This is a genomic window from Winkia sp. UMB3158 (assembly GCF_030217145.1).
Lineage (GTDB): Bacteria > Actinomycetota > Actinomycetes > Actinomycetales > Actinomycetaceae > Winkia > Winkia anitrata.
The window spans coordinates 160,110-183,830 of sequence record NZ_JASONH010000003.1 but is presented as its reverse complement, the minus strand read 5'-3'; the positions used below and the strand labels follow the sequence as shown (position 1 = coordinate 183,830).

Here is a 23,721-nt window from a genome sequence, read left to right as displayed (position 1 = left end):
ATGGCAGACACTACCTGGCTTACGAAGGAAGCTTATGACAAGCTCGTCGAGGAGCTGAACGATCGCCGCGACGTGCAGCGTCCAGATATCGTCAGGCGCATTGACCTGGCTCGCCAAGAGGGCGACCTGAAAGAAAACGGCGGATACCACGCAGCCCGCGAAGCGCAGTCAATGAACGAAACGCGCATCGCCCAACTTGAAGAACTGCTCGAAAACGCCGAAGTCGGAGAAACCCCTGCCGACGACGGGATCGTAGAACCCGGCATGATCGTGAACGTGAAGATGGCAGGACGCGACATCAAATTCCTGCTAGGTACCCGCGAAGCCTCTGAAGGCCTCGGAATCGAGGTATTCTCTCCTGATGCACCCATCGGCAAGGCCCTCATGGGGCACAAGAGCGGCGAAACCGTAACCTACACGGCTCCTAACGGCAAGGACATCAAAGTCCAGATTGGAGAAGTAAAGCCGTACACTGCCTAAGGCGTATATAAATTTGTGGGGGCGGCGATTGCTGCCCCCACAGATTTTAAGCTAATCGTCTAGCTGGCTGCGCACAGCCTGCTCAACCTGAGCGCGCTGGGTGATGCTAGCCTCATCGTCCTCGCCAACTGCCTTTTGGGCTTCCGCAGCGGCCACGACCTCTATATCTACGTCCTTGGGCGCACCTGGGCCGCCTTGGTACTTATTGCGCGCTTCGGCCGCCTGCTTCAAGTTATTAGCCTTCGGCTCTAGCGACCTGGCAATTTCCTCATCCAGCGTGCCGGGAGCTCCCCCAGGTCGCTTCGGGTCGTAGACCAACCGCAGGAACGGATCGTAGCCGTGCAGGTACATGACCACGGTGTTGACAAACGCCATGAGCGGAACCGAGAACATGGCTCCAGCGATCCCCATGGTGAACCCGCCTGCAGCAACAGCCAATAACACCGCGAGCGGGTGCAGCGAGACCGCGTTCGACATAAGCAGGGGCTGCAACAAGTTCGATTCGATCTGCTGCACTACCAAAATGGCGACCAACATAAGCAATGCAACTGTTAGGCCCTGGTCCACCAGCGCGACCAACACGGCAATGGCGCCCGTGGCAATAGCACCAACAATCGGAATGAACGCGCCCAAGAACACGAGCACCGCAATGGGCAGGGCAAGCGGAACCCCAAGCACCGCCGCCGAGATGCCGATGCCGACCGCGTCGATCGCAGCAACTTCCATCTGGGCACGGGCGTAAGAAGAAATAGTTACCCAACCGCGGATCGAGGCCTCGTTCGCGGGGTTACGAGCAGCCTTCGGCATGCACCGAACAAAGAACTGCCAGATCTTCCGGCCGTCCTTTAGGAAGAAGAACACGCAGAACAGCACCATTAAAGCCGAGGTAACAATATTGGTAATGGAAGAGGTGATAGCGAGCGCCCCGGAGGCAATACGCGAACCATTAGACTGCACAAACGAACCGATCTCGTTTTGCATCTTGCGCACATACTCTTCTATCTGCCCCTGATCCAGTTTCAGCGGGCCATTCGCAATCCAATCTACTGCGTCATCCAGGCCACCTCTAGCTTTAGCGGCGAGAGGACCGATATTGGCCACAATTTGGCTAGAAGATAGATAAAGCAGACCACCTACCAGGCCCAGTCCAACTAAGAGGGCTACTACCGTACCCACCGTGCGCCATAGCGGCGTCGCCGGGAACAGCCTCACAATCGGTTCGAGCAGTACCGTTAGCAGCAGCGCAATCAACAGCGGAATAACCACCACAGTCAGTTTCGATAGCAGCCAAAGCACAGCTGCAGTAGCGATGCCAACCAGCAGCAACCGCCAAGACCATGCGGCTACCACCCGCAACGTTGGCGACACAGCCTGGGCTGCGTCCTCGAGTTCGACGGGCGCCTCCGCCACATGCTTGCGCGGCTTCCACCTTGTTGTCTGCTTATCCTGGCGAGCATCCTTGATCTTGTCTAATGCTCGTCTAACCGCACCGGCAAAATCCGGGACACGTTTACTTTCCTCTGTAGCCATCATTCTTCCTTGTTCGAGTTCTGGATCAACCTTATCGGCTATAGAACATCTACCCTAAAATAGTGCCTGAATACTCTTTCATTACTGGAGGTATTATGGTTTTCTTCCCTACCGCTAACACAGTTCCCACTGTGGCCGGACGTCACCCTGTACTAGGTACCTCGCCAGACGGGCCATTCGACAAGAACGTCCGCACGATCTATCTAGCGATGGGATGTTTCTGGGGCGCCGAAAGGATCTTCTGGAATACTCCCGGAGTGCTCAACACCTCCGTTGGTTTTCAGGGAGGCACGGTTGCCAACCCGTCTTACAAACTGGTTTGCACTAACACCACTGGCCACGCCGAAACAGTCAAGGTGATCTACGATCCTACCGCCATCTCTGACGAGGGCGTACTAAAGGTTTTCTGGGAAAACCATGACCCGACCACGTTAAACCGCCAGGGTAACGATCGCGGTAGGCAATACCGAAGCGCGATTTTTACTACTACAGACGGGCAGTACAGCGCAGCTGTCGCTACCAAAGAAGCCTTCGGGAAAGTACTTGCCGAAGCCGGAAAAGGCCAGATTGTAACCGAGATTCACGAGCCCAGCGAGGACCTGGTGTTCTACCCTGCCGAGGAAGAACATCAGGCGTACCTATTCAAGAATCCGGATGGATATTGCATGCACGGACCTAACGGCTTCTCGTGTCCGACGGGAGTCCTGTAAATGTAAAAGTGGCCCGGCAGCGCCGGGCCACTTTTAGTTTGGGCTAAAGAATTCCAAGTACGTCAGTTACGAAGACTAGGGTGTCGCCACCCTTAATTCCTGCCTGCGGTACGCCTCGCTCGCCGTATCCCAGTTCCGGCGGGATGGACAGCAGCACGCGGGTACCGACCTTCAGCCCCACCAGTGCACTATCCCATCCCGCAATAACCTGGCCGACGCCCACTTGGAAGCTGAGCGCCTGGCCCCGGTCGTAGGAATTGTCGAAGACGTTGCCGTCCCAAACCTGACCTAGATAGTTACAGGCGATGTAGTCGCCTTCTTCAACGACTTGCCCATCGCCTTCCTTGATTACGGAAACTTCCAGCTCGGCAGGAGCCTGCTGGCCGGAAAAGACTAGCTTCGGCTTCTGGCCAAAGCTACCTTGCACCTGTGGCAGTTCTTGTTCACTCATGGTCTTAGGGTAATAGAAAACGCGCCCGAGGGCGCGTTTTCTATTAGCGTTTATGCTGTCCTGCTAGTCATTTCGCATGGATGCTAAAACGCGGAGCAGGTGAATGTATATGTACACAGTGTCGAGGACGATACCGAAAGCAATCCTCCAGGCTAGGGAGCGCTGCGCGCCAGTTTCTACTGCCTGACGGGCAACCTCAAAGTCCAGAATTAGGCAAATAGCGCCGACGATCACCGCGAACAGCCCTACCAGGACGCCCAACGGAATGCCCATGACCCTTACGGAGTCAAGGCCCACCGGGTTCGAAATGACCCCGAACATTGTGAGCAGCCAGGAGGCGATCGAATACACCAGGATGCCGATCAGCGAAATGAGGGCGAACTTCATCATCTTGGAGCTGCCGCGCACGTAGCCCGAACGGAACAGGACCAAGGTGACCCCAAAGATGGCGGCGGTACCCACTAGGGCCTGCATTACAACACCGGGGAACGAATACTCAAAGGAATATGAGATTCCACCTAGGGCCGCGCCCTCTAGCAGAGAGTAGGCGACGAAGAGCCCGGGGCTAACCGTGCGCTTGAAGATGCAGAACATGGACACAATTAAGGCGCCAATGGCACCAATGGAGGCTGCCATTCCCCCTAGTTGCGGGATGTACTGGCTGGCCACGGCCGTACCCAATCCTGCCAGGAACAGCAGCCCCAGCATGATGCCCGACTTGTTTATGACGTCCTCGTAAGTGATAGCGCGATCGGGTGCACCAACGTACTGGCCCTGGCCAGTGCCATAGGGAGCCTGCTGAGAAAAATGGCCCGATTGTGTGCCGTAGCCAGAGTGCTGCGTGAACTGGCCCTGCTGAGGCGGAACGTAGCCTTGTTGAGCGACGCGCCCCTTGCTCAGGTCCTGTTCAACGCCGTTGATTACAGGGTTTGCCATCAGTTTCTTCCTTAACGTATGAGTTGCGTTTCACCGCCATTGTATTGCCTGAGTCTAAGAATGCACTGTGGATACCAAGGTTTTCACGCAAAGCAATATCTACTCCGCTCCCTGAAGTAGCGTTCGCCTACGATAACTATAAGCTATATAAATCTAAAATCATTCTTTTGTAAATTAGTTTTACTTCTTCAAAAAATATTATTATCTAGTAGCAGAGAAAAACGAACAACGACGTCATCGTAGGAAAGCATGCTCCAACAGCAATAGCGCGCTCCTCACTACATGGAGAGGCTCCGGGAATTACATTCTCCACTTGACGCAACTTTTGCAGCGAAAGAAGGGACATGAGTTTACAAGCACAGAACAAGACGTTTTTCCCCGACGACAATCACAACCGGGAAGAAATGGAGAATAGCTATCGACATGTTGCCCGCACTGTCGAGAATTTTACTGGCAGATGCAAAGCTGAGCTGGTAGTAAACTCCGAAGTGGTAGACCTCCCTTCCCCTCTTGGAGAAATCCTCATAAATGCGGCGACAATACTAGCTACATGGCAACCAGTGACAATCTGCCCTCACGAAAAATTGATCTCTTTTCAGGACGCTGCTGATTTACTTGGCGTATCACGCTACACGGTGGCAGAGCTTTGCAAAAAAGGCGAATTGCCCTACCATGTCGTAAATAAATACCGTAAGCTATATTTAGCCGATGTGATCGACTATCTGAATAAATCCTTAAAAGAAGAGCATCGGCTCACAGCCCCCAAAGTGGATGCCATAAATTTAGTGCGAGCTTTTGAAGAAGATCCCCAGAAGGCTTCCGATCTAGTTCGGCAGAACAGACAGGACGACTAGCTTCACACCGTTTGCTGGCACCTTCTAAGAAGGTGCCAGTTTTTTATAGGCACGGCCGGTCCGCCCCACAGGCCGCTTAAACAATTGGGGGGAGGCTCCGAAGAGCCATCCCCCCAACTTGTTTATTGCCTAAAACTAGGCGCGCTTACGCGTAGCGAGGCATACGCCGCCGCCCGCTAGCAGCAGGGCAAGGGAAACTCCCCCGACCACTCCAGCGGTGGTACCGGTGTGAGCCAATGCGGTATCGCTCTTGGCCGAAACAGTCGCACCAGAAGCACCCTTCTTGGTGGCCTTATCAGCCACACCAGTCTTGGCGGTCTTCTTCACGACGACCTTCTTGACGACGACCTTCTTGCCGTCGGTCTTGGCAGTCTTCTTAGCGCCCGCCTTGTTAGCTGCAGTCAGATGAGCTGCTGGAGACTTCTGCTTCTCAGCCTTCTTAGCAGGTGCCGGCTTTGCGGGAGCCTCAGCAGGCTTCTCCAGCTGAGCCTTCTGGGAGTACTTCCACAGCTTCTTAGGCAGGTACTTAACCTTACCCTCGTTGTAGGCGACAACAAGCTTCATGTCGTCACGAGACAACTTTTCTGGACTTAGCGCGTCGCTGTATTCCTTCTTAGCCTTGGCACGAGCATCCTGAACATCCTTGCTCTTTGCCCACTCCTCATAACCAGCCGGAACCTTATCAGTAAGCGCGTTCTTGTAGTTTTCCAGCTTCTCACGAGTTTCCCGCATCTTCTTATCTACATTGCCAGTGTGGCCGTAGTCGTTTTCCTCAGCCTTCTCGGCAGGCTTAGTCTCGGCAGGGGTCGGAGTGGCAGCGTGATTGGCGTGGTCACCTTCGTGTCCGGTACCAGCATTGTGAGTAGCCGGCGCAGGCGCAGTGTGATTGTGGGCGGCGTCGGTGGCCGGAGCATCTGCTGCCATAGCTGGCAGCTGCACCATGCCGCCTAGCATCAGCGCTAGAACACCAGTTGCGCACACTTTAGTAGTTTTCCGCATTTTATCCTCTTTTCGAGATTTATATTGTTGAGAACTCACGCGCGTTGGATTTAATTTAGCACATTTTCCAAACTCCAGTAACTGCGAAAAATTATTTACTAGCGCCCACCGTCAATAATTTTTCGTCAAATTATTTTTACTAAATACGTAATTTGCCATTTATTGTCATCTACGTTCACAATTCAACAGCTTCGTTGCCCCAAAACCCACAATATGGCGCAGTTTTACCCACATTTTCCCCTCCAACCTCCCCAGCACGCTCCAACTCTCCAGCATGTCTTAGTTCTAGGAGTCAGCAATTTCTGTTTCACGCAACTAAAGCTCGCACATAAAAGCAATAGAGGAGCAATGTTAATTTTTTGCTATTTAAGCACATTAAATACGGCAAGGATTTTTTTATAGAAAGAATTTATTAGCTACTCGCCGGTATTTACTGCGCCTCACATCTTGTTTTCCCAGGCAGCGCTGCTCCTGCGTCCGCGCATCATCACTGGTAGATTGCAAGCTATTCGCAGTAGAAAAGGTGGTGTTTATGAGACTCTGGTCGCTCTCGCCCTCTCTACTGGACCGGAGGGCACTGGTAGCCTGCTGGAGAGAAGCATTATTAGCGCAAAAGTGCTTGCGGTAAGAACAAAGGGATATAGAAACCACCCACAATTACAGCGATTCCGCAACCGCTCCGCCCCACCTAGCGCAATTGCTGCTTTTCTTAACGGACTAGCGGAAGAGGCAACTAAGCGCGGTTACACCTTCAACACCACACTCATTCTGGCTCCCCCAACCGAAGAAACCATCCCACTCGCGTCGGGCAGCTAACCTTCGAGTTAGAACACTTGCGCGCCAAGGTTGCCGCCCGCGCTCCCGAAGAGATGTACAGGCTTAGCTTGACTCCTCCGATTGCTCCCTGCCACCCACTATTTGCTGCAGTCTCCGGCCCTGTTGCTAACTGGGAACAAACCAAGAAATAAGGCACACTCTTAGCCCATACGCGTTAGCATGAGCTAAGACAAAGCAGTCCCCCTTCTATTACCAAGGAAGAACAGAGCTCACATGAGTACCCTCGCCCTGACAGGTAGCCACCTAATTGACGGCACCGGATCCGTACTGGATGATGCCACCCTTCTTATTTCCGAAGGCAAAATCACCTACGCCGGCCCCGCCACAGATATCCCCGACGGCTATCCGGTGGTCGATTGCTCCGGGAAGACCGTCATGCCCGGATTGGTAGATTCGCACCTCCACTTCACCGGCAACGAATCTGATGACGATACACAGTGGGTTCTAGACGATCCCATCTACAAGACGGTGGTAGCAGTTCAGCAAGCTCGCGACGCACTCGAATCAGGGCTAACGACCGTTGCAGAAATATCGCGTGCGGGGGTGCAGATTCGCAACGCTATCAATGCGGGCATTATGCAGGGGCCGCGCATGGTGTGCACCGGCATGGGCTTTTGCCGCACTGGCGGCCATGGCGATTCCCACAAGCTGCCGCTGGAATACAACAACTGTTCCCATCCCTGGGCACAGCGCGTCGACGGGCCGTGGCCGCTCCGAAAGGCTGTTCGAACTAGGTTGCGTGAAGACGTCGATGCAATCAAGATCTGGGCCACTGGGGGCGGCATCTGGCGTCACGACGACAAGCTGCTGCAGCACTACACGGACGAGGAAATCCAGGCCGTAGTGGATGAAGGCAACATGGTGCACGTGCCGGTATGGGCTCACTGCGAGGGATACGAAGGGGCACTAGCCGCTGCTAAAGCCGGGGTACACCTGATCATCCATGGGCAGACTTTGAACGAGGAAACTTTGGACATAATGGCAGAAAAAGGCATCTACTTCTGCCCCACTATTCAGTTCCTAGAGCAGTGGTTTAAGACCTACCCGCCGGAATACAATCCGCAGCAGGACAACTATCCGGGGCAGACCCGTACCGAACGGGAACTAGCCCGCGTCTACGACAATCTTCGAAAGGCCCGCGACAAGGGCATCGTGCTTACCACTGGTTCGGACTCATTTTGCTCTTCCCTTACCCCGTACGGCACTACGCTGATCGGCGAGGTCTATTCCTTTGTAGAGAAAGTGGGATTCGATCCGCTCTTCGCCCTCACCTGCGCCACGAAAAATGGCGCCCAAATGCTGGGAGTTGACGATGTGACCGGCACACTCGAGGCCGGCAAGAGTGCCGATCTGCTAGTACTTACTGCCGATCCACTGCAAGACATTCGCAACTTGAACGTTGCCAACATGGAACTGATCATGAAAGAGGGCGAGGTAGTAACCCAAAAATAGAAAGGTCTGGGCGCTGCCGCGAGTGGTGCCCCCAGTGGGACTCGAACCCACAACACATCGATTTTAAGTCGATTGCCTCTGCCAATTGGGCTATGGGGGCAGCTAGTACAGATTAGCCTATCTGGGCGCATTCTCTAAATCATCCGCGCATTGTCACAAAGTTCCAACGTGGATGTTTCCCGTTCTTATGGTTACACTGACCGGGACAGACAACTAGGAATGTTCGCGCCACCTACAAAGTGGCACATGGCAAACCGCGAGCGCAACGATTTACCAAAGGACAGGATGTCCGTGCAAAAGACGAACTCTAATCTTTCCCGACTACGAACAATCGCCCACAAACTGCAAAATGATTCCGCAGCTGGGTTACTCTTGATGGCTGCTGCCGCATTGGCACTGGCCTGGGCTAATTCCCCTCTTCGGCACCTATATGAGGCGATAAGTGAGGCCCATCTGGGGCCAGCTAACCTCGGGCTAAACATGTCGGTGACGCATTGGGCCCAAGATGGTCTGCTAACTGTTTTCTTCTTTGTGGTTGGCCTGGAACTAAAGCAGGAATTTGTAACAGGTTCACTGCGTGAGCCTAAACAGGCCGCGCTGCCAATGCTGGCTGCCATCTTTGGGATGGTTGGGCCTGCTGCGCTTTACACTACGCTGGTATTCCTGCAGGGAGCCCCCACCGCTGCCAGTGGGTGGGCAATACCGGCAGCTACTGATATCGCTTTCGCCATGGCTATTCTGGCGATATTCGGGAAGGGGCTACCGCCTGCCGCCCGCACCTTTCTACTGACTTTGGCAGTCGTTGACGATCTGCTGGGAATACTAGTCATTGCCATTTTCTATCCGCAGGGCGCCCTAAGCTTTGTCGACCTCGGTCTGTGTTTGCTGGCAATCGCGGCCTTCGGGGCCTTGGCCCAGCTGCGGCTCGGCAGATGGTATTTGCTGCTTCCGCTCGCAGTCTTAGCCTGGTATTTCATGTATCGCTCCGGCATCCACGCCACCATCGCTGGGGTTGGCCTGGGCATGGTAGTGCCCGCAAAACGTCGGGCAGGTGAGGAAGAATCGCTCACGCACAGCATGGAAAAGAAGGTCACTCCTTATTCAGCTGGAGTGGCCGTACCCATCTTTGCGTTCTTCGCCGCGGGGGTAAACATTGTGGATACTGAGGGCGGGGCTGCAGCCATGCTTACCCACCCTGTAGCAGTCGCCGTGATGATTGCGCTCCCGCTGGGCAAATGCCTCGGAATTTTCGGGTCCGTGCTTGCCCTTACGAAGCTGACGCCGCTGCGCCTGGGAGGCGGCGTGGATTATGCGGACATACTGCCCATCGCCTTTGTGGCGGGCATCGGCTTCACCGTGGCTCTACTGATTGCGTCGCTAGCATTCTCCGCCAGCGGGGAATTCACCGAGGCCGGCCGGTTGGGCGTAGTACTGGGCACTGCCATATCCGCGCTGATCGGGGCCCTGTTACTGCGGCGCCGGGTTTCTAATCCGACCCGCGGCTCACAGAAGGCTTAGCGCGATCCCATCCAAAATGTCGCGGCTGGAGCAACGCACCTGGCTAATGCCTGAAGCGTCCGCTACGGCCGCGACAATTTCTTTCCAGATGAGGGCGCCCGCACCAATTACGTCCTCGCGCCCACTGGGCATGTAGGGCAATCGGGCCCGCTCCGCGACCGTCATGGTGGCCATCTTTTCGCATGCTGCGATCATCTCCTCGCAGCTAAGGACGGCGCTGTCTAAGGCCTGCTGGTTGTCATAGCTGAGTCCCAAGGCCATAGCCATTACCGTGTTCGAGGTGCCGGCAACCCCCACCAGAGCCTTTGTATTCTTCAAGCTGACGGCGGCATCAGCCTGAGCAATCAGCTTCCGCGCCTGTTCGCTAGCGCGCGCGTTCGCCGGCGATGCAAGGTCGATCCCGTCCTCGCCCGGAAAATACCTTTCAGTAAAACGTACCGAGCCCATAGGGGTCGAGAGGCATTTCTGCTCTTGTTCATCACCCAAAATAAATTCGGTGGAGCCACCGCCAATGTCGACGATCAGCGCGGGCAAAGGTGGCACATTGCCACTGAGGGCGCCCTGGAAGGACAGGCTCGCCTCTACACTTCCCGGAATCACCTGCGGGCTCTGGCCCAGAATCTGCTTAATGCCGCCCACAAAAACTTCCGCGTTCTTTGCATCGCGCGAGGCCGACGTGGCCACAAAACGAACTTTCTCGGCTCCGAAATCCGCTATTTTTTTCGCATATTCTTGTGTTGCCGCGAAGGCCCGTTGCAGGGCAGCCTCACTGATTTGGCCAGTCGCATCCAGATTCTCGCCTAGCCGGATCACCTTCATGGTCTTCGTAGAACGGAAGATCTTGCCGTCCTCGCCCTCGGCTAATATCAGGCGGATGGAATTGGTCCCACAATCAATTCCCGCAACTTTACGCATTGCAGTAGCACTTCTTAGCGTCCCACTCGCCGCTCTGGGCTATCTGCTCCAATGCCAAATCCCCCACCGGATTCACGCCCGGCCCGGAAGCCAAGGAATGCCCGATCAAGGCATGCAAGCACTTGACCCTGGTAGGTAGTCCCCCAGCGGCCACTTTCGCGATGGCCTCTGGCACCTCGACGCCAGCTTGAAGCGCCACCTGTTCGCGCTGGCGCAAGTAAGTTTCATAAGCCTTCTTGTAGCGGGCAGCGAAGTCTAGATCAGCCAGCATGTCCTGGTAGGTTTCCATCTGCTTGTCTGCCTCGAGCCTGGAAGCAGCTTTCACAATTGCCGGGTGGGACAGGTAGAAGACAGTGGGAAACGGTTCCCCGTTCTCTAGTACTGGCGCGGTAGCAACCACCAGCGGCTTCGAGCACACACAACGTGCCGCAATTCCCACCACGCCTCGGGGAATGCGCCCTAGCTGCCGTTCCAGTTCTTCCAGATCTGCCTCAGTTGCCTTGGTAATGTTCAATTGTCCTGTTCCTCTTTTTCCTTTGGCACTTGCGTGGCGCCCTCTTGCGGACTTCCCTTACTGCTTTGCTTTCCGGCCTTAGCTTTAGAGGCCTTCCCTGCAGTTTTCGTGGTCTGAGACATGATCATAAACCACGGTTCCTTCGGCCCCTTATGGGACTCGATCTGTGCCTTCTGCTGGTACTTCTTGCCCGGATCCATTACCACGTACTGGGTTTCGCCCTTCTTCACATAACCCAGGCGTTCGCGGGCCTGCGAAGCCATAAAAGCCGGATCAGACCACCTTTTCACCTGCCGCCGCAGGTCTACATTTTCATCCTTTGCCTGCTCTAGTTTCGAATGCAACGCCCGAGCCTGCCCAATCTGATCCAACAGGTTAAACACGGGCGGGACAATAAAAGCCCCCACCAGTGCAATGATTCCAAGGAGGGCCACCACCGACACGCGCAGACGCGGTCCGCGCTTGAATCCTAGCGAGAGGACGTGGGCGTTCCTTGCCTTTTTTGCCCCTGTCTGCTTCGCTTCTTCTACCGCCGAGGACGAGGTCCGCCGAAATCTTGAGGGCGACTTTCCCGGGCGTTTAACTGCTGACGGCTTAGCAGCAACCTTGCTTCCCCTACCGCTTTCAGCCTGCCGGGAGGTCGACCTGCCAGCGCGCCCGCTCTTTGCCGGTTTCGCTGCCGCAGCGCTCCTGCGCACGAACTTTGGCGGCCTCGGCTGTGGTTTTCCGCTACGCACAGTTTTAGAAGATGCTGCCGCAGCAGTTGGGCTATGCGGTTCGCGGGTAGGCGCAGCTGAAGAGCGCCTTTGCGCTCGTTGCGGCGGCCGTCTAGTTCCCATGGTTCAATCATGCCAGCAAAGTGACAAACTTTCGTTCTTCACTGCGGGCCTGCCGCCCAGTTGAGACAAAAATAAAACTGGGCTTACCTATTTCGGGTAAGCCCAGTCTTCAGTTAGCCCTTAGGCCTGGAAACGCGGGAAAGCGTTGCGGCCTGCATATACGGCTGCGTCGCCCAGCTGCGACTCGATGCGCAGCAGCTGATTGTACTTGGCAACGCGCTCAGAACGAGCCGGTGCACCAGTCTTGATCTGACCGGAGTTGGTAGCAACTGCCAGATCAGCAATAGTGGTGTCTTCCGTCTCGCCACTGCGGTGCGAAGTCATGGTGGCGTAGCCGCTGCGGTGAGCGTTCTCTACAGCATCCAGGGTCTCGGTTAGAGTACCGATCTGGTTTACCTTCACCAGCAGTGCGTTAGCAACGCCCTGCTTGATGCCCCTGGCCAGACGCTCGGGGTTGGTGACGAACAGGTCATCGCCAACCAGCTGCACCTTGTCACCGACATGCTTGGTCAGCTTCGCCCAGTCTTCCCATTCGTCCTCGGAAAGTGGATCCTCGATGGACACGAGCGGGTACTTGTCGATCAGCTGATCGTAGTAGTTGACCATGTACTCGGTGTCGCGTGCTTCGCCTTCGAAGTTGTACTTGCCGTTCTCGAAGAACTCAGAGGAAGCAACGTCCAGTGCCAGAGCAATATCCTGGCCGGGCTTGAAGCCAGCCTTCTCGATTGCCTCGACAATTAGATCCAGCGCAGCAGCGTTGGATTCCAGGTTCGGTGCGAAGCCGCCCTCGTCACCAAGACCGGTGGAAAGACCGCGGTCCTTGATGACCTTCTTCAGGGTGTGGTAAGTCTCGGCGCCCCAACGCAGTGCTTCAGCGAAGGAAGAAGCCCCAATAGGAGCAATCATGAATTCCTGAATGTCGACGTTGGAATCCGCGTGGGAACCACCGTTCAGGATGTTCATCATGGGGACGGGCAGAACGTGCGCGTTCGGCCCACCAATGTAACGGTACAGGGGCAACATTGCGGATTCGGCAGCAGCCTTCGCAACGGCTAGGGAAACACCCAGGATGGCGTTGGCGCCCAGCTTACCCTTGTTGTCAGTGCCGTCCAGATCCAGCATGATCTGGTCAATACGGCGCTGGTCCTCAGCATCCTCGCCACGGATCTCGGGGCCAATCACATCTACAACGGCCTCGACGGCATCCTGCACGCCCTTGCCCTGGTAGCGCTTCTCGTCGTCATCGCGACGCTCCACGGCTTCGAAAGCGCCGGTAGAAGCTCCGGATGGAACCGCTGCACGGGCAGAAACCCCGTCCTCGAGAAGAACGTCTACCTCGACGGTGGGATTGCCGCGCGAATCCAAGATCTCGCGTGCGCTTACGTTAATGATGCTTGCCACGTGATACTCCAATCATTCTGTTGGCCGCTAATACACCTCTAGCCTAGTCTGGAAGTGAGCCAAGTTGCATTAACGATCCCACAAAAAAGATCGCTGGGAGCTTACAGGGCGCCAACATGGTAGAAGGCGCTGACATAAGTCCCAGCGAAATTGTGGTCTACGCTACTGAGCCGCCCCCATGTTAGGCGCGGTAACCACGTTGGCCGGCAGGGCATTTCCCGGCCTGCCGTCAGAGCGCATCTTCCCGTAGCGGGGGCTGAGCGAGACATCGTGCTTGGCATTGCTGTCAAAAACCAGCCCCGACTTCTGCCCCAGCCCATTCATCACCGTCATGGTTTGCAAGAACCGCACGGACAGGTCAGAAACATCCATCTTCTTCAGCTGGCCAGCCTGCTGCTGTTTAGCGATCTGCGAGCGAATCTGCGAATCCGTAGCGGGCAGCTTCTGCTGCTTGACTACATCTTGCACGCCGGGCGAGATGGACAGGAACTGAGCTACGTAAAGATTGTTCAGCTTCTGCCCGGTCAGCTCTGACAGCTGCTGCGCAGTCTGCGAGATCTGCGCGTCAGAGTACTGCTTGCCATCAATGGTTAGGGCTGCTCCTGGGTGAGCCGAGCAGGCGGACAGTGCCAGGGCGGCACCGGCTCCCAGGGCTAAAAACTTCGATAACTTCACTGCTAGTTTCTACCTTCCTCGCGTAATCTACTTCAGTGTATCTAAATGTGCCTTCACCGGGCTCCCTGGGCGAGGGCGACGTTTCGGGCAATCTGTTCCGGCCCCACCGCGCCGATTGGGGTGGCAACCAGTTTCCCCTGCGCATCAATAACGAAATGCGCGGGGATTCCCGAGACCCTGTAGCTGGCCGATAGCTGTGTATCCTCGTCCGCAATCACCGGGTAGGCCAGGCCCAGCTTCTTCGCGTAGTCACTGGCATCTTTTGCGCTTTCAGCATTGATGGAAACGAAATTGACTTTATTGCCGTAGCGTTTGGCGGCCTCGTTTATATCGGGAGCTTCCGCCCTGCAGGCAGCACACCAGCTGGCACCAAATACCAGCCATACGGGTTTGCCACGCAGTTCAGCCAAGGAAATGTCCTTGCCGTCCAGATCTTTAGCTTGGAACTTCGGAGCTTGTTCGTTCAGCTTGGGTGCGGGACCGAGAGGCTTTTTCTTTGCCTGCACCTGGGCCATGTTGGAGCCTGCCTTATTTTCCTGGGCCTTGTCGCTGCCGAATCCGGTAGCGAAGAACACTACCGCCCCCACAATGGCAACGGCCGCTATTGCAATAACCACAAGGTTGCCCATGGAAGAGTTGCGAATCCGATCAATTGGATGTTCAGACGCCATAGGAATGTAGCCCCCCAAAGAAGTGGTTGCCGAAGTAGGCAATAAGGATCGTAATGAATCATATAACCAGCAGCCAGGCGGCGCGCTTTCCGCGCCACTTAGCTACGACTCGCGCGTGTAGGTTTGCTCCGTAGGCCAACCAAGTTACCAGGGCTGCGGTTTCCTTCGGATCCCAGCTCCAGTACCTGCCCCAGGCCACGTTCGCCCACATTGCGCCCAGCAAAATCATCAGGGTTAGTAGTGGGATGACGCCAGCCTTGTAGCCCAGTTCGTCCAGCACGCGTGCCGACGGGTAGGCGCGGATGCGGTCGCCTAGCAGAGGGCGAAGCAGGTACAGCACGGCGACAGCAAAAGAGACGCAGGCGGCGCCGTAGACAAGAATTGCGAAGGTGACGTGAAGAGGCAGTAGCAGATTGTTCTGCAACGCCGGGATAAGTGGTTCAATACCCGATTGCTGGCTCATGGCGTACAGCAGCATTGTCAGCGAAAAAAGCAGCACGACCAGGGTAAGCATGCGTACCGAGAAGCGCCATTCGAAGACTAGGTAAGCCAGCAGGGCTCCCCACACGAACGAGACTGCGATCTCATGTTGGTTTTCGAAGGGACCGTGCCCGGACAGGTATCAGCGCATTGCCAAGTACAAGGTAGTAAGAACGAAGGCAGTTAGGGTGAGGGCGGTTCCGTAGAGGGCCATCCGCTTCTGCTATGGTCCTTTGGATTCCAATGCCACGGTCGACACCTTCACCGCAGAGTGGTCAGCTTCGTGCTTCCTGGCACGCTCGTTTACGGGCACACCCCGCTTTCGCGCAGTCACAACCACAACGTAGCAGATAAGTGCCAGTGCGAGCACCACAATGGCACCAATCAGAATGTATTCAAGCGTTTGCAGCATCAGTCTGCCTTTCTAACGTCATTGTTGGGGTCGTTGTACAGCGCCCTAGCCATCTTCGCGAAGGGCGCAGTGGACAAGCTGGAAGTTTTATCGGCGAAGGCAACGCGATTCCTGGTGCCCTCTTCGGTTTCATCCACTCGCCCCCACATCCGCCGATGTATGTAGGCAAAGGTCATGATTAGTCCCACCATGATTAGAGCGGTCCCGATCCAGATGAGCACGGCCCCCGGGTCTTTGCGAACGCTCACGCCGGCGTATTGCATCTCGCGACCAAAAAGTACGGTGAGCCCTTCTGCCTTACCGCTCTTGCCGGGATCGAGCATGAAGACTTGGGAAGGTTGGTCCTACCCGTTGGCATAGACTTCCACCTGCACGCTGCCGGCGGGAATTTCTGATTGCGCGCCCGAGGCGGGAGCCACGATCAAGTTTTCTTTGCCTGTCTTTGGCGGGGTAATTTTACCAATACTGTTGGTTTCGTCGGCAGATTTCCACCGCAGTGGTACTGCCCCGGCAAAGAGTGCTTTTCCGCTCTGGTAAGTGACTTTGATCCGCGCGGCGATTCCGAATGACATTTGGTGGAAGCGATAGCCGTCATACCGCAGCAGTTCGTTGACGCGCCCGCTTTGTCCCCTACCCCAATGTTCACGTTTTGCTCGAAAGAGGTGTAAGTGCTCACTACTAACGCCATCAATATGAGCACAAATGCGAGGTGGGCAATCACGGTGCCGAAGGGGCCCCATGCGAAATGGCCCGCATAAAAACTGTGCGGAGCGGCCTCATCATTGAGTACGCGATAGCGGCGCCGAACAAACACGCCTTTCGCGGACTTGTGCGCCTCTTCGACTCCGGCATAGGTAGTCATTTCGAAGCGGCGAGGAGAACATATTGAACACGCCCAGCGCCGAGAATACTGAGACCCAGCCGCCATAGGTTTGCCGCGCGCTGGCAAGAAACTGTTCTTTGCTGGCAGGGTCCGCCATTGCTCCCGGAGGAGCCTACTCAATCAGTGTTCCCATCATGGTGAGCGCTGCCATCACCATGATGGGGACCAGCCCAAAGGACTTGTTGTAGAACAGGCGGTAGATCCTGGCGAGGAAATCTTTCAGCCCCACCTCTACCGGTTCTTCTTGGGATGCCGTTGAGCCCGACTGCGTCATAATCCACCAACTAACTCAGGAAATAATCCACCTATGCGTGCAAAAAGATTCATGATCATCAAGAATCCGACAATGACCAGGCCCCCGCCTGCTACCCCGGTGGTAAGGCGGTAATGATTCTTAAACCAGTCGATCTGCCGACTGATCATGGCGGAGCCAACGGCTACCAGCACGATTGGCGTGCCCAGTCCGATACAGAAGATGACCATCAGTAAGATTCCCCTGGCGAGGGTTCCAGAAAATGAAGCCAGCCCTATAACTGCCCCTAGGATCGGCCCAATGCAGGGGGTCCACCCAGCTCCAAAGGCCAGTCCCAATACAGCTGACCGGCGATAAGAGGGGGCCTGCGAAACATCTGCGTCTACCCGCATGCGGATGGTCCGTTCCAGGACCGGGATTCTAATTAGCCCCGCTACCTGCAGCCCCAAGAAGATCAGGATTGCCCCTCCGGCAATCCGGACAATGTTGCGGTAGTCAGCAACTACATACCCCAGGGTTCCTATGAGCACCCACACCAAAATGAATACCGCTGAAAAGCAGCTTACGAACACCACTGCATGAGAGGCGGCCCTAATCCGTTGGCGGCGGCCTCGTTCTACTTCCATGCCAGTCATGTAAGCGGCGAACACCGGCACTATCGGCAAAAAACAAGGGGATACAAAGGCGAGCATGCCAGCTAGCAATGCGGCGGGAATTGATACGTCCATGTAAGGCTTAGTTTTCTTTAATAGATTGCGAACCATTTTGCCCCAGGTATTTCCTGTGCATCTTGATGGTAGCCGCCATGTCAAAATCCGGCGCCTTCTGGATTACCTTTTGCCACATCTGCTCTGCCTTGATAGTCTGCGGCGGAGTTTGCAACATGTAATAGAAGCCCAAATTATAGAAAGCCTCGACCCGGTTCGGGTCTATCTTCAACACCTTCTTCCATGCTTCTCGGGCCCCATCGGGGTCGTTCAATCCGAGCTGCAGCACTCCGAGTTCCAGCAGTGCGTCCGCGTCATTCGGCTTGTCGAGTAGGCCCACCTTTAGCTGCTGTACTCGATCCAGGTCGGCCTTCTTTTGCGCTTCGCTCTTGCCTTGGCTTTGCGCATGAACATTCGACATGCCGGCGTGCGGGGTCTGCGTGGAAGAGCCTGGATGGCCTATCCAGTACACTCCCGTTACTATCCCTGCTACAAGGATCAGGGAAAGAAGCACCTTGGGTACAGCACCCACCTTGCGGGTAGCGCTCTTGGGCTTGTTCTTCCGCCGCAGCACCGGCTTATCTATATCTTCGCCAAGCTCCGCGGCCGCAAAATCCTCGGGAGCTTGCTCAACCTTCCTAGGGGCCGGGTTCAGATACTGCCTCCTCTGCTGGCGTACCCACCCTTCCAACGAGGGCGGGGCCTACTCCATCAGTTCCTGTAAATCCTGTCTTTGTTCAGGATCGAGTTTCAAAGATGCTCGCGACGCGTCGTCCTGACTGTTCATTTACGATTAGCTATTTCCTTGCTATGGCGTTGAGCAACCTCGGAAGCTGCTAGGTGGGATTCGCTTGCCCTATTCAGTGCCAGCTGCCCCTTCCCGGATGCATCCAAGGACTTATTCAAGATTTCTTGGGCATAGTAAGGAGCGTGAGCACCGTGCGAGTTCTCGGAATAGATGTAGTACAAGTAGATGCTGGCTTTGCGCTGATACTTTCCAGCAAGGGCCAGCTGAGGCGACTCCGGATCCTCTGCCTTCAACTTCTCCATACCGTGAATCAAAGTCACCAACGAATCCATTGCTCGAATACATGGTTACGAGCCAAGTGTCTGCCCGACCACACAGTAGAACCGGGATTTATGCCCTACACTTTCAGCTTCTTCAGAGCGGGCAATTTTTTTGAGACATATTGTCACAAAAATTGTGTTTCGGGCATAGTGAACCCGAAAAATTCGCCCTCGTAATTTCGCAAAAGAACCAAAACAGCATAGATGCACGCCCTAATCACAAAAGGATCGTGTACCTAATTTCCGTCAGTCTTTTGCTCCCGTGTTCGGGTCAGCATTCAGCGTCGAGACCTTGGTCGATACCAACACCAGCACCTGCTCAATCCATTCGAGCAACTGCAAGCCCACGATCTTGGAACCGCCAATCTTGCCGTCGGTCGGAGCGGGCACTAACACCTGCCGGACAGCGGGCTTCATGACCGTCCCCGGATGGATTCGGCGAAGCCGCATCATCTGCGAATCTGCCAGCTCTACCGGGGCGAACCGCACGTACTTGCCCTGCATGGCAATATCGCTGACGCCCGCCTGGCGTGCCTTCTCGCGAAGCTGCGCCACGGCAAACAGCCGAAGTACGGGAGCCGGCAGCGGACCATAGCGGTCTTCCAATTCGGCCCGCACGCTCTGCCGCTCCTCCGCGTTCTGCGCAGAGGCAAGCTTGGCATAGATCTCCATGCGCAGCCGCTCGCCCTGCACGTAATCCTCGGGCACGTGAGCGTCGATCGGCACCTCGATCTTGACCTCTTCCTTCGGAGCGCTCTCCTCTCCGCGGAATTCCGCAACAGCCTCGGAAACCATCCGCACGTACAGGTCAAAACCAATGCCGGCAATATGGCCAGACTGCTCCCCACCCAACAGGTTGCCCGCACCTCGGATCTCCAAATCCTTCATTGCCACTGCCGTACCGGCACCCAGGTCCGTGTTAGCCGCAATAGTAGAAAGCCGCTGATGCGCCGTCTCTGTAAGCGGCTTATCCCCCGGATACAAGAAGTAGGCGTAAGCGCGTTCCCGCCCTCGTCCTACGCGGCCGCGCAGCTGGTGCAATTGCGACAGTCCCATCCGGTCAGCACGGTCCACAATCAGCGTGTTGGCGTTAGAAATATCCAGCCCGGTTTCGACAATCGTAGTGCAAACCAGCACATCCAAATCGCGATTCCAAAAGTCCATGATGACCGATTCCAGCTGGCTCTCTGACATCTTGCCGTGGGCAATGCCAACCCGTGCCTCAGGCACCAACTCGGCAATATCGGCAGCCACCTTAGAAATGGAATCCACTCGATTATGCACAAAGAAAGTCTGCCCGTCACGCAACATCTCGCGTCTAATCGCGGCCTTCACCTGGCTATTGGTATACCGCCCAACATAGGTAAGCACCGGGTGGCGTTCCTCGGGAGGAGTAGCAAGGGTAGACATCTCGCGGATCCCGGTGACCGCCATTTCTAGCGTGCGCGGAATCGGAGTTGCCGACATAGACAGCACATCCACGTTAGTGCGCAGCTGCTTCAGAGTCTCTTTGTGTTCGACACCAAAGCGCTGTTCCTCGTCGATGATCACCAGCCCCAGGTCCTTGAAACGCACCTGGCCGGTAACCAGCGAATGCGTGCCGATCACCACGTCAATCTTGCCCGCAAGCAGGTCATCCTTAATATGTTCGGCCTCTTTCTTCGACGTAAACCGCGACAGCGCAGCCACCTTCACCGGGAAGCCCGCATAGCGTTCTGAAAAAGTCTCGAAATGCTGCTGCACCAGTAAGGTGGTGGGCACCAGCACCGCCACCTGCTTCGAATCCTGTACCGCCTTGAAAGCCGCCCTAATAGCAATCTCAGTTTTGCCGTAGCCCACGTCTCCGGACAGCAACCTGTCCATCGGCGCAGGCTTTTCCATGTCGGCCTTTATCTCGTCAATCACCGTCAGCTGATCAGGGGTTTCAACATATTCGAAAGAATCTTCGAGCTGATGCTGCCACGGCGTATCCGGAGCAAATGCGTGCCCCTTCGTAGCCTGCCTAGCAGCGTAGAGACGAATCAGCTCCGCAGCAATCTTGCGCGTTGCCTTCCGCGCCTTCGCCTTGGTCTTGGCCCAATCAGAGCCGCCCATCTTGGACAGCTGCGGGGTCTCGCCTCCGGTGTACTTACTAACCAGATCCAGCGAATCAGTAGGCACCCACAGGCGGTCTGTGGGCCTTCCCTTTTTCGAGGGCGCATACTCGACTACCAGGTATTCGCGCGTAACCTGATCCTTGCCCCGGCCCATTGTGCGCGTTGCCAATTCGATGAAGCGGCCCACTCCGTGCTGCTCGTGCACAATGTAGTCGCCTGCCTGCAGCGCAAGCGGATCCACACCCTTCTTTCGGCGGGCCGGAACCTTGTTCTTTACCCCTACATTCGCCCGGGACTTACCCGTGATGTCGGCCTCGGAAAGCAGCACGAAATGGGCTTTTTCCGAAACGAAACCATTTTGCACCGCGGCGGGGATCACCCGAACCACAGGTTCGGTAAACGGCTCGGCATCAATCTGCTCTACCATGCGCGCCGGGATCTGGATCTCGGCAAGGCGCGCCTGCAACCTAGCGGCACCGCCAGCGCCCGGAGTGGCACACACTACCTGCCACCCACTAGAGATCCATTCCTTCAAATCCTTACCCAGCTTGCGCGCATCGCCCCGATACGCAGCTGGTTCTGTAGCTGCGACCTCGGCGGTAGGGATCCCATCGTCTCCGGAAGCGCGCAGCGAAGTGAGCTCCCACCAGCGCATGCCTCGCTGCAGGATCAATTCCTTCGTGTCCTCGATATTTTCGAATGGAAGCTCGCGAACCGAAAACGGCACCTTGCCGCCCGCCGCCGCCGAGGACCAGGCTGCCTCCATGAATTCGGCAGTCATCTTCAGCAGGTCCGTACTACGCGCCTCAATGCGCTCCGGATCGTCCGCAATAAATAGTGCATCTTCTGGCAACAACTTGGCCAGCGGCGTCATGTCATCCTTCAACACGGGCATAAGTACTTCCATGCCCTCAGTTGCGGTGCCCTGGCTCAGCCGCTCCAACATCTCGGCGAAACCCGGCAGCGAATTCTGCAGCGATGCCGCCCGCTCCCGTACCGATTCAGTCAACAGCAATTCGCGGCACGGCGGTGCCCATAACCCTGATGCAGCCTTCTCGATAGTGCGCTGATCCGACACCGCGAAAGTGCGGATCTCGTCTACGTCGTCGCCAAAAAACTCCAGTCGCAGCGGATGTGATTCGGTAGGAGGAAAAACGTCTACCAAACCGCCGCGCACGGCCACCTCGCCGCGACGTTCCACCAGATCAGTGCGGGTATAGCCCAGCTCCAGCAGCCGTGCCACCAAAGCTGCCGGGGAAACGCTATCGCCCTCGTGCACCACAACCGGTTCCACCTCGGCAAGGCTCTTAGTGAGCGGCTGCAGCAGCGCCCGCACCGGCAGCAACAAAATCTTCACCGGCGGGGTGTGCGGGTCGCCCTGGATCGGGTGCAGCAGCCGCCGCAACACCTGCGCCCTCTTGGCCATAGTGTCAGATCTAGGAGAGAGCTGTTCGTGTGGCAAAGTCTCCCAGGATGGAAACACCGCCACCCCATCGGTGTAGTTGCCCAGCTGTGCCTCAAGTACCTCGGCATCCCTGCCCGAAGCGGTAACCACCACGGTCAAAGACTCATTGCGCCGCGCTAACAAATCCACCAACGGAGGACGGACCCCCTTAGGCGCGGTTAGCACAAAATGCGGGTAGTTAGTATCCAACTCCGGAACAAGCCCGGCTACCTGCTGACGAACCCCTGCAAGACGCGACTTAGAAATACTCATAAAACCTAGCCATTAGAGTGAAGACGCATCTGCGCCCCCAAAAAATCAGTGGTCACAATATCTTCTATTACATCAACAGCCCGAGCGACCGTCACCTCGAGCTCCGTAAGAGCCTTCCCCGCTACGGGAGCCAACACGTAGTCGGCAGGATCTTGCCTGCCCTGCGGCCGGCCAATACCAACGCGCAACCTGGCATAGTGCTTCGTTCCCAAAGATTTCGAAATAGAACGCAGGCCGTTGTGGCCGCCCTCGCCACCGCCAACCTTCAGACGCAACTGCCCATCCGGCAAGTCCAGATCGTCATGTACCACAAGCAGCTTGTCCGCCGGCACATCGTAGTACTTGCATAGCTGAGCCACCGGCCCGCCCGACACGTTCATGAAACAGGTAAGGGTAGCCAGCATCGTCTTCGGACCGGGCGCGCCCCCGGGCATAGTGCCCACGCGCGGCTCAGCCAAGAATGCGCCGGCGCGATGCTTCTTCAAAGTGCCGCCAAACTTTTCAGCTGCCGCATTTATCACCATGTGGCCAACAGAATGGCGCGTCCGCTCATACTTTTGCCCGGGATTGCCAAGCCCAACAACCAACCAAGTCATAATTCTTTCCCTCCCAGGGCAACAAAAATCCGGGGCAGTCCCCCGCCCCGGATTCTATCGCGATTCTTATTCTTCGGATTCGCCCTCAGCTTCGCCTTCGGACTCGCCCTCAGCTTCGCCTTCGGACTCCTCGCCGGCCTCGGGCTCGGGAATGTCAACTTCCTCGGGCTCGCGAACGGTCAGGATCTCGGCATCAGGTTCAATGTCAAGCTCGACGCCCTCGGGCAGCTTGATGTCTTCTGCGCGAACAGTGACGTCGGCTTCCAGGCCCTCGATGTTGACAACCAAGTACTCCGGAATTGCGATAGCCGGAGCAATGACGGGCAGTTCGAAGGTTTCCTGCACGTGGGTGAGGCCGGGAGCCGGCTCGCCCTCGACTTCGAGCGGAACCTCAACGTTAACCTTCTCGTCGCGGGTAACGGCGAGCAGATCCAGGTGAAGGATATCCCAGCGAACCGGGTGACGCTGAATGTCCTTAACCAGTGCCAGCTGCTCGGTGCCATCGATATCGAGTTCGACCAGAGCGTTGGCGTTGTCCTTCACGATCAGGAAGGTCTCGTGTGCCGGCAGGCTCACGTGAGTGGTCTTCTTATCCTTGCCACCGTAGATGACGGCGGGAATACGGCCGGCTGCACGGGCGCGGCGGGCGTAGCCCTTACCAAAGTCAGAGCGAACGGTAGCTTCAAGCTTGTTTTCAGCCATGATGTCCTTTCGGGTAGTAGTGGCC

The 23,721-nt window shown here is 56.2% G+C and carries 26 protein-coding genes, 1 tRNA gene and 2 pseudogenes; 6 read left to right on the top strand and 23 right to left on the bottom strand.

Going from position 1 to position 23,721, the window contains the following annotated elements; translation table 11 throughout:
• Window positions 1-480 carry a transcription elongation factor GreA gene (gene greA, locus QP400_RS04435; RefSeq protein WP_004807469.1) on the top strand — a complete coding sequence of 160 codons (480 nt, stop codon included), beginning with the start codon at window positions 1-3 and terminating at the stop codon, window positions 478-480.
• A 51-nt stretch (window positions 481-531) separates the two neighbouring features.
• Here greA and QP400_RS04430 read toward each other — a convergent pair whose 3' ends face one another.
• On the bottom strand, window positions 532-2,013 hold the full coding sequence (locus QP400_RS04430; protein WP_141740549.1) for an AI-2E family transporter: 1,482 nt from the start codon (window positions 2,011-2,013) through the stop codon (window positions 532-534).
• A gap of 92 nt (window positions 2,014-2,105) precedes the next feature.
• On the opposite strand from QP400_RS04430, the gene msrA reads away from it, so the two are divergent.
• A complete protein-coding gene (gene msrA, locus QP400_RS04425; RefSeq protein WP_004807466.1) occupies window positions 2,106-2,720 on the top strand; it encodes a peptide-methionine (S)-S-oxide reductase MsrA in 615 nt (204 codons plus the stop codon).
• Between the two features lie 43 nt (window positions 2,721-2,763).
• On the opposite strand, the gene QP400_RS04420 is transcribed toward msrA, so the two are convergent.
• Both QP400_RS04420 and QP400_RS04415 read right to left on the bottom strand, forming a co-directional pair.
• Window positions 2,764-3,171 (bottom strand): FKBP-type peptidyl-prolyl cis-trans isomerase, encoded by a 408-nt coding sequence (locus QP400_RS04420; protein ID WP_004807464.1) that lies wholly within the window; start codon window positions 3,169-3,171, stop codon window positions 2,764-2,766.
• A gap of 63 nt (window positions 3,172-3,234) precedes the next feature.
• Complete coding sequence (locus QP400_RS04415) at window positions 3,235-4,107, bottom strand: Bax inhibitor-1/YccA family protein (RefSeq protein ID WP_004807463.1); 873 nt, start codon at window positions 4,105-4,107, stop codon at window positions 3,235-3,237.
• A gap of 344 nt (window positions 4,108-4,451) precedes the next feature.
• Here QP400_RS04415 and QP400_RS04410 point away from each other — a divergent pair, with 344 nt between their 5' ends.
• Window positions 4,452-4,961: a helix-turn-helix domain-containing protein gene (locus QP400_RS04410; RefSeq protein WP_004807461.1), complete on the top strand. Its 510-nt coding sequence runs from the start codon at window positions 4,452-4,454 to the stop codon at window positions 4,959-4,961.
• 135 nt (window positions 4,962-5,096) lie between these two features.
• On the opposite strand, the gene QP400_RS04405 is transcribed toward QP400_RS04410, so the two are convergent.
• The gene (locus tag QP400_RS04405) at window positions 5,097-5,960 is read right to left on the bottom strand and encodes a hypothetical protein (RefSeq protein ID WP_004807460.1); all 864 of its coding nucleotides are present in this window, start codon (window positions 5,958-5,960) and stop codon (window positions 5,097-5,099) included.
• A gap of 532 nt (window positions 5,961-6,492) precedes the next feature.
• Here QP400_RS04405 and QP400_RS04400 point away from each other — a divergent pair.
• Both QP400_RS04400 and QP400_RS04395 read left to right on the top strand, forming a co-directional pair.
• Window positions 6,493-6,776: pseudogene (locus QP400_RS04400) on the top strand (pyrimidine dimer DNA glycosylase/endonuclease V).
• Window positions 6,777-7,010: 234 nt separating this feature from the next.
• Complete coding sequence (locus QP400_RS04395; RefSeq protein WP_004807458.1) at window positions 7,011-8,249, top strand: metal-dependent hydrolase family protein; 1,239 nt, start codon at window positions 7,011-7,013, stop codon at window positions 8,247-8,249.
• A 23-nt stretch (window positions 8,250-8,272) separates the two neighbouring features.
• On the opposite strand, the gene QP400_RS04390 is transcribed toward QP400_RS04395, so the two are convergent.
• A tRNA-Leu gene (locus tag QP400_RS04390) sits at window positions 8,273-8,349 on the bottom strand.
• A gap of 146 nt (window positions 8,350-8,495) precedes the next feature.
• On the opposite strand from QP400_RS04390, the gene nhaA reads away from it, so the two are divergent.
• A complete protein-coding gene (nhaA, locus tag QP400_RS04385; protein ID WP_285462540.1) occupies window positions 8,496-9,767 on the top strand; it encodes a Na+/H+ antiporter NhaA in 1,272 nt (423 codons plus the stop codon).
• Here the strand turns inward: nhaA and QP400_RS04380 are convergent.
• The 18 genes and pseudogenes from QP400_RS04380 to QP400_RS04300 all read right to left on the bottom strand — a co-directional run bounded on the left by QP400_RS04380 (window position 9,753) and on the right by QP400_RS04300 (window position 23,696).
• Window positions 9,753-10,682 (bottom strand): Ppx/GppA phosphatase family protein, encoded by a 930-nt coding sequence (locus QP400_RS04380; protein ID WP_004807455.1) that lies wholly within the window; start codon window positions 10,680-10,682, stop codon window positions 9,753-9,755. The genes nhaA and QP400_RS04380 overlap by 15 nt on opposite strands.
• Window positions 10,675-11,196: a DUF501 domain-containing protein gene (locus QP400_RS04375; RefSeq protein WP_004807453.1), complete on the bottom strand. Its 522-nt coding sequence runs from the start codon at window positions 11,194-11,196 to the stop codon at window positions 10,675-10,677. Before QP400_RS04375 ends, QP400_RS04380 begins: the two co-directional genes overlap by 8 nt.
• Window positions 11,193-12,035 carry an FtsB family cell division protein gene (locus QP400_RS04370; RefSeq protein WP_081499190.1) on the bottom strand — a complete coding sequence of 281 codons (843 nt, stop codon included), beginning with the start codon at window positions 12,033-12,035 and terminating at the stop codon, window positions 11,193-11,195. Before QP400_RS04370 ends, QP400_RS04375 begins: the two co-directional genes overlap by 4 nt.
• A gap of 120 nt (window positions 12,036-12,155) precedes the next feature.
• Complete coding sequence (gene eno, locus QP400_RS04365) at window positions 12,156-13,436, bottom strand: phosphopyruvate hydratase (RefSeq protein WP_004807450.1); 1,281 nt, start codon at window positions 13,434-13,436, stop codon at window positions 12,156-12,158.
• A gap of 162 nt (window positions 13,437-13,598) precedes the next feature.
• The gene (locus QP400_RS04360; protein WP_070425068.1) at window positions 13,599-14,111 is read right to left on the bottom strand and encodes a hypothetical protein; all 513 of its coding nucleotides are present in this window, start codon (window positions 14,109-14,111) and stop codon (window positions 13,599-13,601) included.
• 53 nt (window positions 14,112-14,164) lie between these two features.
• Complete coding sequence (locus QP400_RS04355; protein WP_004807446.1) at window positions 14,165-14,782, bottom strand: TlpA family protein disulfide reductase; 618 nt, start codon at window positions 14,780-14,782, stop codon at window positions 14,165-14,167.
• Between the two features lie 58 nt (window positions 14,783-14,840).
• The gene (ccsA, locus tag QP400_RS04350) at window positions 14,841-15,350 is read right to left on the bottom strand and encodes a cytochrome c biogenesis protein CcsA (protein ID WP_004807445.1); all 510 of its coding nucleotides are present in this window, start codon (window positions 15,348-15,350) and stop codon (window positions 14,841-14,843) included.
• Window positions 15,351-15,485: 135 nt separating this feature from the next.
• Window positions 15,486-15,674 (bottom strand): hypothetical protein, encoded by a 189-nt coding sequence (locus tag QP400_RS04345; RefSeq protein ID WP_004807442.1) that lies wholly within the window; start codon window positions 15,672-15,674, stop codon window positions 15,486-15,488.
• Window positions 15,674-15,997 (bottom strand): cytochrome c biogenesis ResB family protein, encoded by a 324-nt coding sequence (locus QP400_RS04340; RefSeq protein ID WP_004807440.1) that lies wholly within the window; start codon window positions 15,995-15,997, stop codon window positions 15,674-15,676. Before QP400_RS04340 ends, QP400_RS04345 begins: the two co-directional genes overlap by 1 nt.
• Window positions 15,998-16,018: 21 nt before the next feature.
• Window positions 16,019-16,246, bottom strand: coding sequence for a hypothetical protein (locus tag QP400_RS04335; protein WP_040315286.1), 228 nt, complete (start codon window positions 16,244-16,246; stop codon window positions 16,019-16,021).
• 56 nt (window positions 16,247-16,302) lie between these two features.
• A pseudogene (locus QP400_RS10465) lies at window positions 16,303-16,536 on the bottom strand (cytochrome c biogenesis ResB family protein); the annotation flags it as partial.
• Between the two features lie 133 nt (window positions 16,537-16,669).
• Window positions 16,670-16,831 (bottom strand): hypothetical protein, encoded by a 162-nt coding sequence (locus QP400_RS04330; protein ID WP_004807436.1) that lies wholly within the window; start codon window positions 16,829-16,831, stop codon window positions 16,670-16,672.
• The gene (locus QP400_RS04325) at window positions 16,828-17,538 is read right to left on the bottom strand and encodes a cytochrome c biogenesis CcdA family protein (protein WP_040315285.1); all 711 of its coding nucleotides are present in this window, start codon (window positions 17,536-17,538) and stop codon (window positions 16,828-16,830) included. Before QP400_RS04325 ends, QP400_RS04330 begins: the two co-directional genes overlap by 4 nt.
• Window positions 17,539-17,545: 7 nt before the next feature.
• On the bottom strand, window positions 17,546-18,208 hold the full coding sequence (locus QP400_RS04320) for a tetratricopeptide repeat protein (protein ID WP_004807432.1): 663 nt from the start codon (window positions 18,206-18,208) through the stop codon (window positions 17,546-17,548).
• A gap of 92 nt (window positions 18,209-18,300) precedes the next feature.
• Window positions 18,301-18,597, bottom strand: a complete 297-nt coding sequence (locus QP400_RS04315; protein ID WP_141740547.1) for an ammonia-forming cytochrome c nitrite reductase subunit c552 — start codon at window positions 18,595-18,597, stop codon at window positions 18,301-18,303.
• Between the two features lie 234 nt (window positions 18,598-18,831).
• Entirely contained in the window at window positions 18,832-22,398 is a 3,567-nt protein-coding gene (mfd, locus tag QP400_RS04310) for a transcription-repair coupling factor (protein ID WP_004807427.1), read from the bottom strand.
• A gap of 5 nt (window positions 22,399-22,403) precedes the next feature.
• A complete protein-coding gene (pth, locus tag QP400_RS04305) occupies window positions 22,404-22,994 on the bottom strand; it encodes an aminoacyl-tRNA hydrolase (RefSeq protein WP_004807426.1) in 591 nt (196 codons plus the stop codon).
• A gap of 66 nt (window positions 22,995-23,060) precedes the next feature.
• Window positions 23,061-23,696 carry a 50S ribosomal protein L25/general stress protein Ctc gene (locus tag QP400_RS04300; RefSeq protein ID WP_004807424.1) on the bottom strand — a complete coding sequence of 212 codons (636 nt, stop codon included), beginning with the start codon at window positions 23,694-23,696 and terminating at the stop codon, window positions 23,061-23,063.
• Window positions 23,697-23,721 lie beyond the last annotated feature (25 nt).

What these genes read in the sequence shown, in the direction of transcription:
- nhaA (WP_285462540.1), top strand. Translation starts at nt 8,496, where the DNA reads ATGGCAAACCGCGAGCGCAACGATTTACCAAAGGACAGGATGTCCGTG.
- QP400_RS04315 (WP_141740547.1), bottom strand. Translation starts at nt 18,597, where the DNA reads ATGGATTCGTTGGTGACTTTGATTCACGGTATGGAGAAGTTGAAGGCA.
- QP400_RS04410 (WP_004807461.1), top strand. Translation starts at nt 4,452, where the DNA reads ATGAGTTTACAAGCACAGAACAAGACGTTTTTCCCCGACGACAATCAC.
- QP400_RS04430 (WP_141740549.1), bottom strand. Translation starts at nt 2,013, where the DNA reads ATGATGGCTACAGAGGAAAGTAAACGTGTCCCGGATTTTGCCGGTGCG.
- QP400_RS04370 (WP_081499190.1), bottom strand. Translation starts at nt 12,035, where the DNA reads ATGGGAACTAGACGGCCGCCGCAACGAGCGCAAAGGCGCTCTTCAGCT.
- QP400_RS04415 (WP_004807463.1), bottom strand. Translation starts at nt 4,107, where the DNA reads ATGGCAAACCCTGTAATCAACGGCGTTGAACAGGACCTGAGCAAGGGG.
- QP400_RS04405 (WP_004807460.1), bottom strand. Translation starts at nt 5,960, where the DNA reads ATGCGGAAAACTACTAAAGTGTGCGCAACTGGTGTTCTAGCGCTGATG.
- greA (WP_004807469.1), top strand. Translation starts at nt 1, where the DNA reads ATGGCAGACACTACCTGGCTTACGAAGGAAGCTTATGACAAGCTCGTC.
- QP400_RS04380 (WP_004807455.1), bottom strand. Translation starts at nt 10,682, where the DNA reads ATGCGTAAAGTTGCGGGAATTGATTGTGGGACCAATTCCATCCGCCTG.
- QP400_RS04355 (WP_004807446.1), bottom strand. Translation starts at nt 14,782, where the DNA reads ATGGCGTCTGAACATCCAATTGATCGGATTCGCAACTCTTCCATGGGC.
- QP400_RS04300 (WP_004807424.1), bottom strand. Translation starts at nt 23,696, where the DNA reads ATGGCTGAAAACAAGCTTGAAGCTACCGTTCGCTCTGACTTTGGTAAG.
- QP400_RS04340 (WP_004807440.1), bottom strand. Translation starts at nt 15,997, where the DNA reads ATGCTCGATCCCGGCAAGAGCGGTAAGGCAGAAGGGCTCACCGTACTT.
- pth (WP_004807426.1), bottom strand. Translation starts at nt 22,994, where the DNA reads ATGACTTGGTTGGTTGTTGGGCTTGGCAATCCCGGGCAAAAGTATGAG.
- QP400_RS04335 (WP_040315286.1), bottom strand. Translation starts at nt 16,246, where the DNA reads ATGTCATTCGGAATCGCCGCGCGGATCAAAGTCACTTACCAGAGCGGA.
- mfd (WP_004807427.1), bottom strand. Translation starts at nt 22,398, where the DNA reads ATGAGTATTTCTAAGTCGCGTCTTGCAGGGGTTCGTCAGCAGGTAGCC.
- QP400_RS04330 (WP_004807436.1), bottom strand. Translation starts at nt 16,831, where the DNA reads ATGACGCAGTCGGGCTCAACGGCATCCCAAGAAGAACCGGTAGAGGTG.
- QP400_RS04420 (WP_004807464.1), bottom strand. Translation starts at nt 3,171, where the DNA reads ATGAGTGAACAAGAACTGCCACAGGTGCAAGGTAGCTTTGGCCAGAAG.
- QP400_RS04395 (WP_004807458.1), top strand. Translation starts at nt 7,011, where the DNA reads ATGAGTACCCTCGCCCTGACAGGTAGCCACCTAATTGACGGCACCGGA.
- QP400_RS04345 (WP_004807442.1), bottom strand. Translation starts at nt 15,674, where the DNA reads ATGCTGCAAACGCTTGAATACATTCTGATTGGTGCCATTGTGGTGCTC.
- msrA (WP_004807466.1), top strand. Translation starts at nt 2,106, where the DNA reads ATGGTTTTCTTCCCTACCGCTAACACAGTTCCCACTGTGGCCGGACGT.
- QP400_RS04325 (WP_040315285.1), bottom strand. Translation starts at nt 17,538, where the DNA reads ATGGACGTATCAATTCCCGCCGCATTGCTAGCTGGCATGCTCGCCTTT.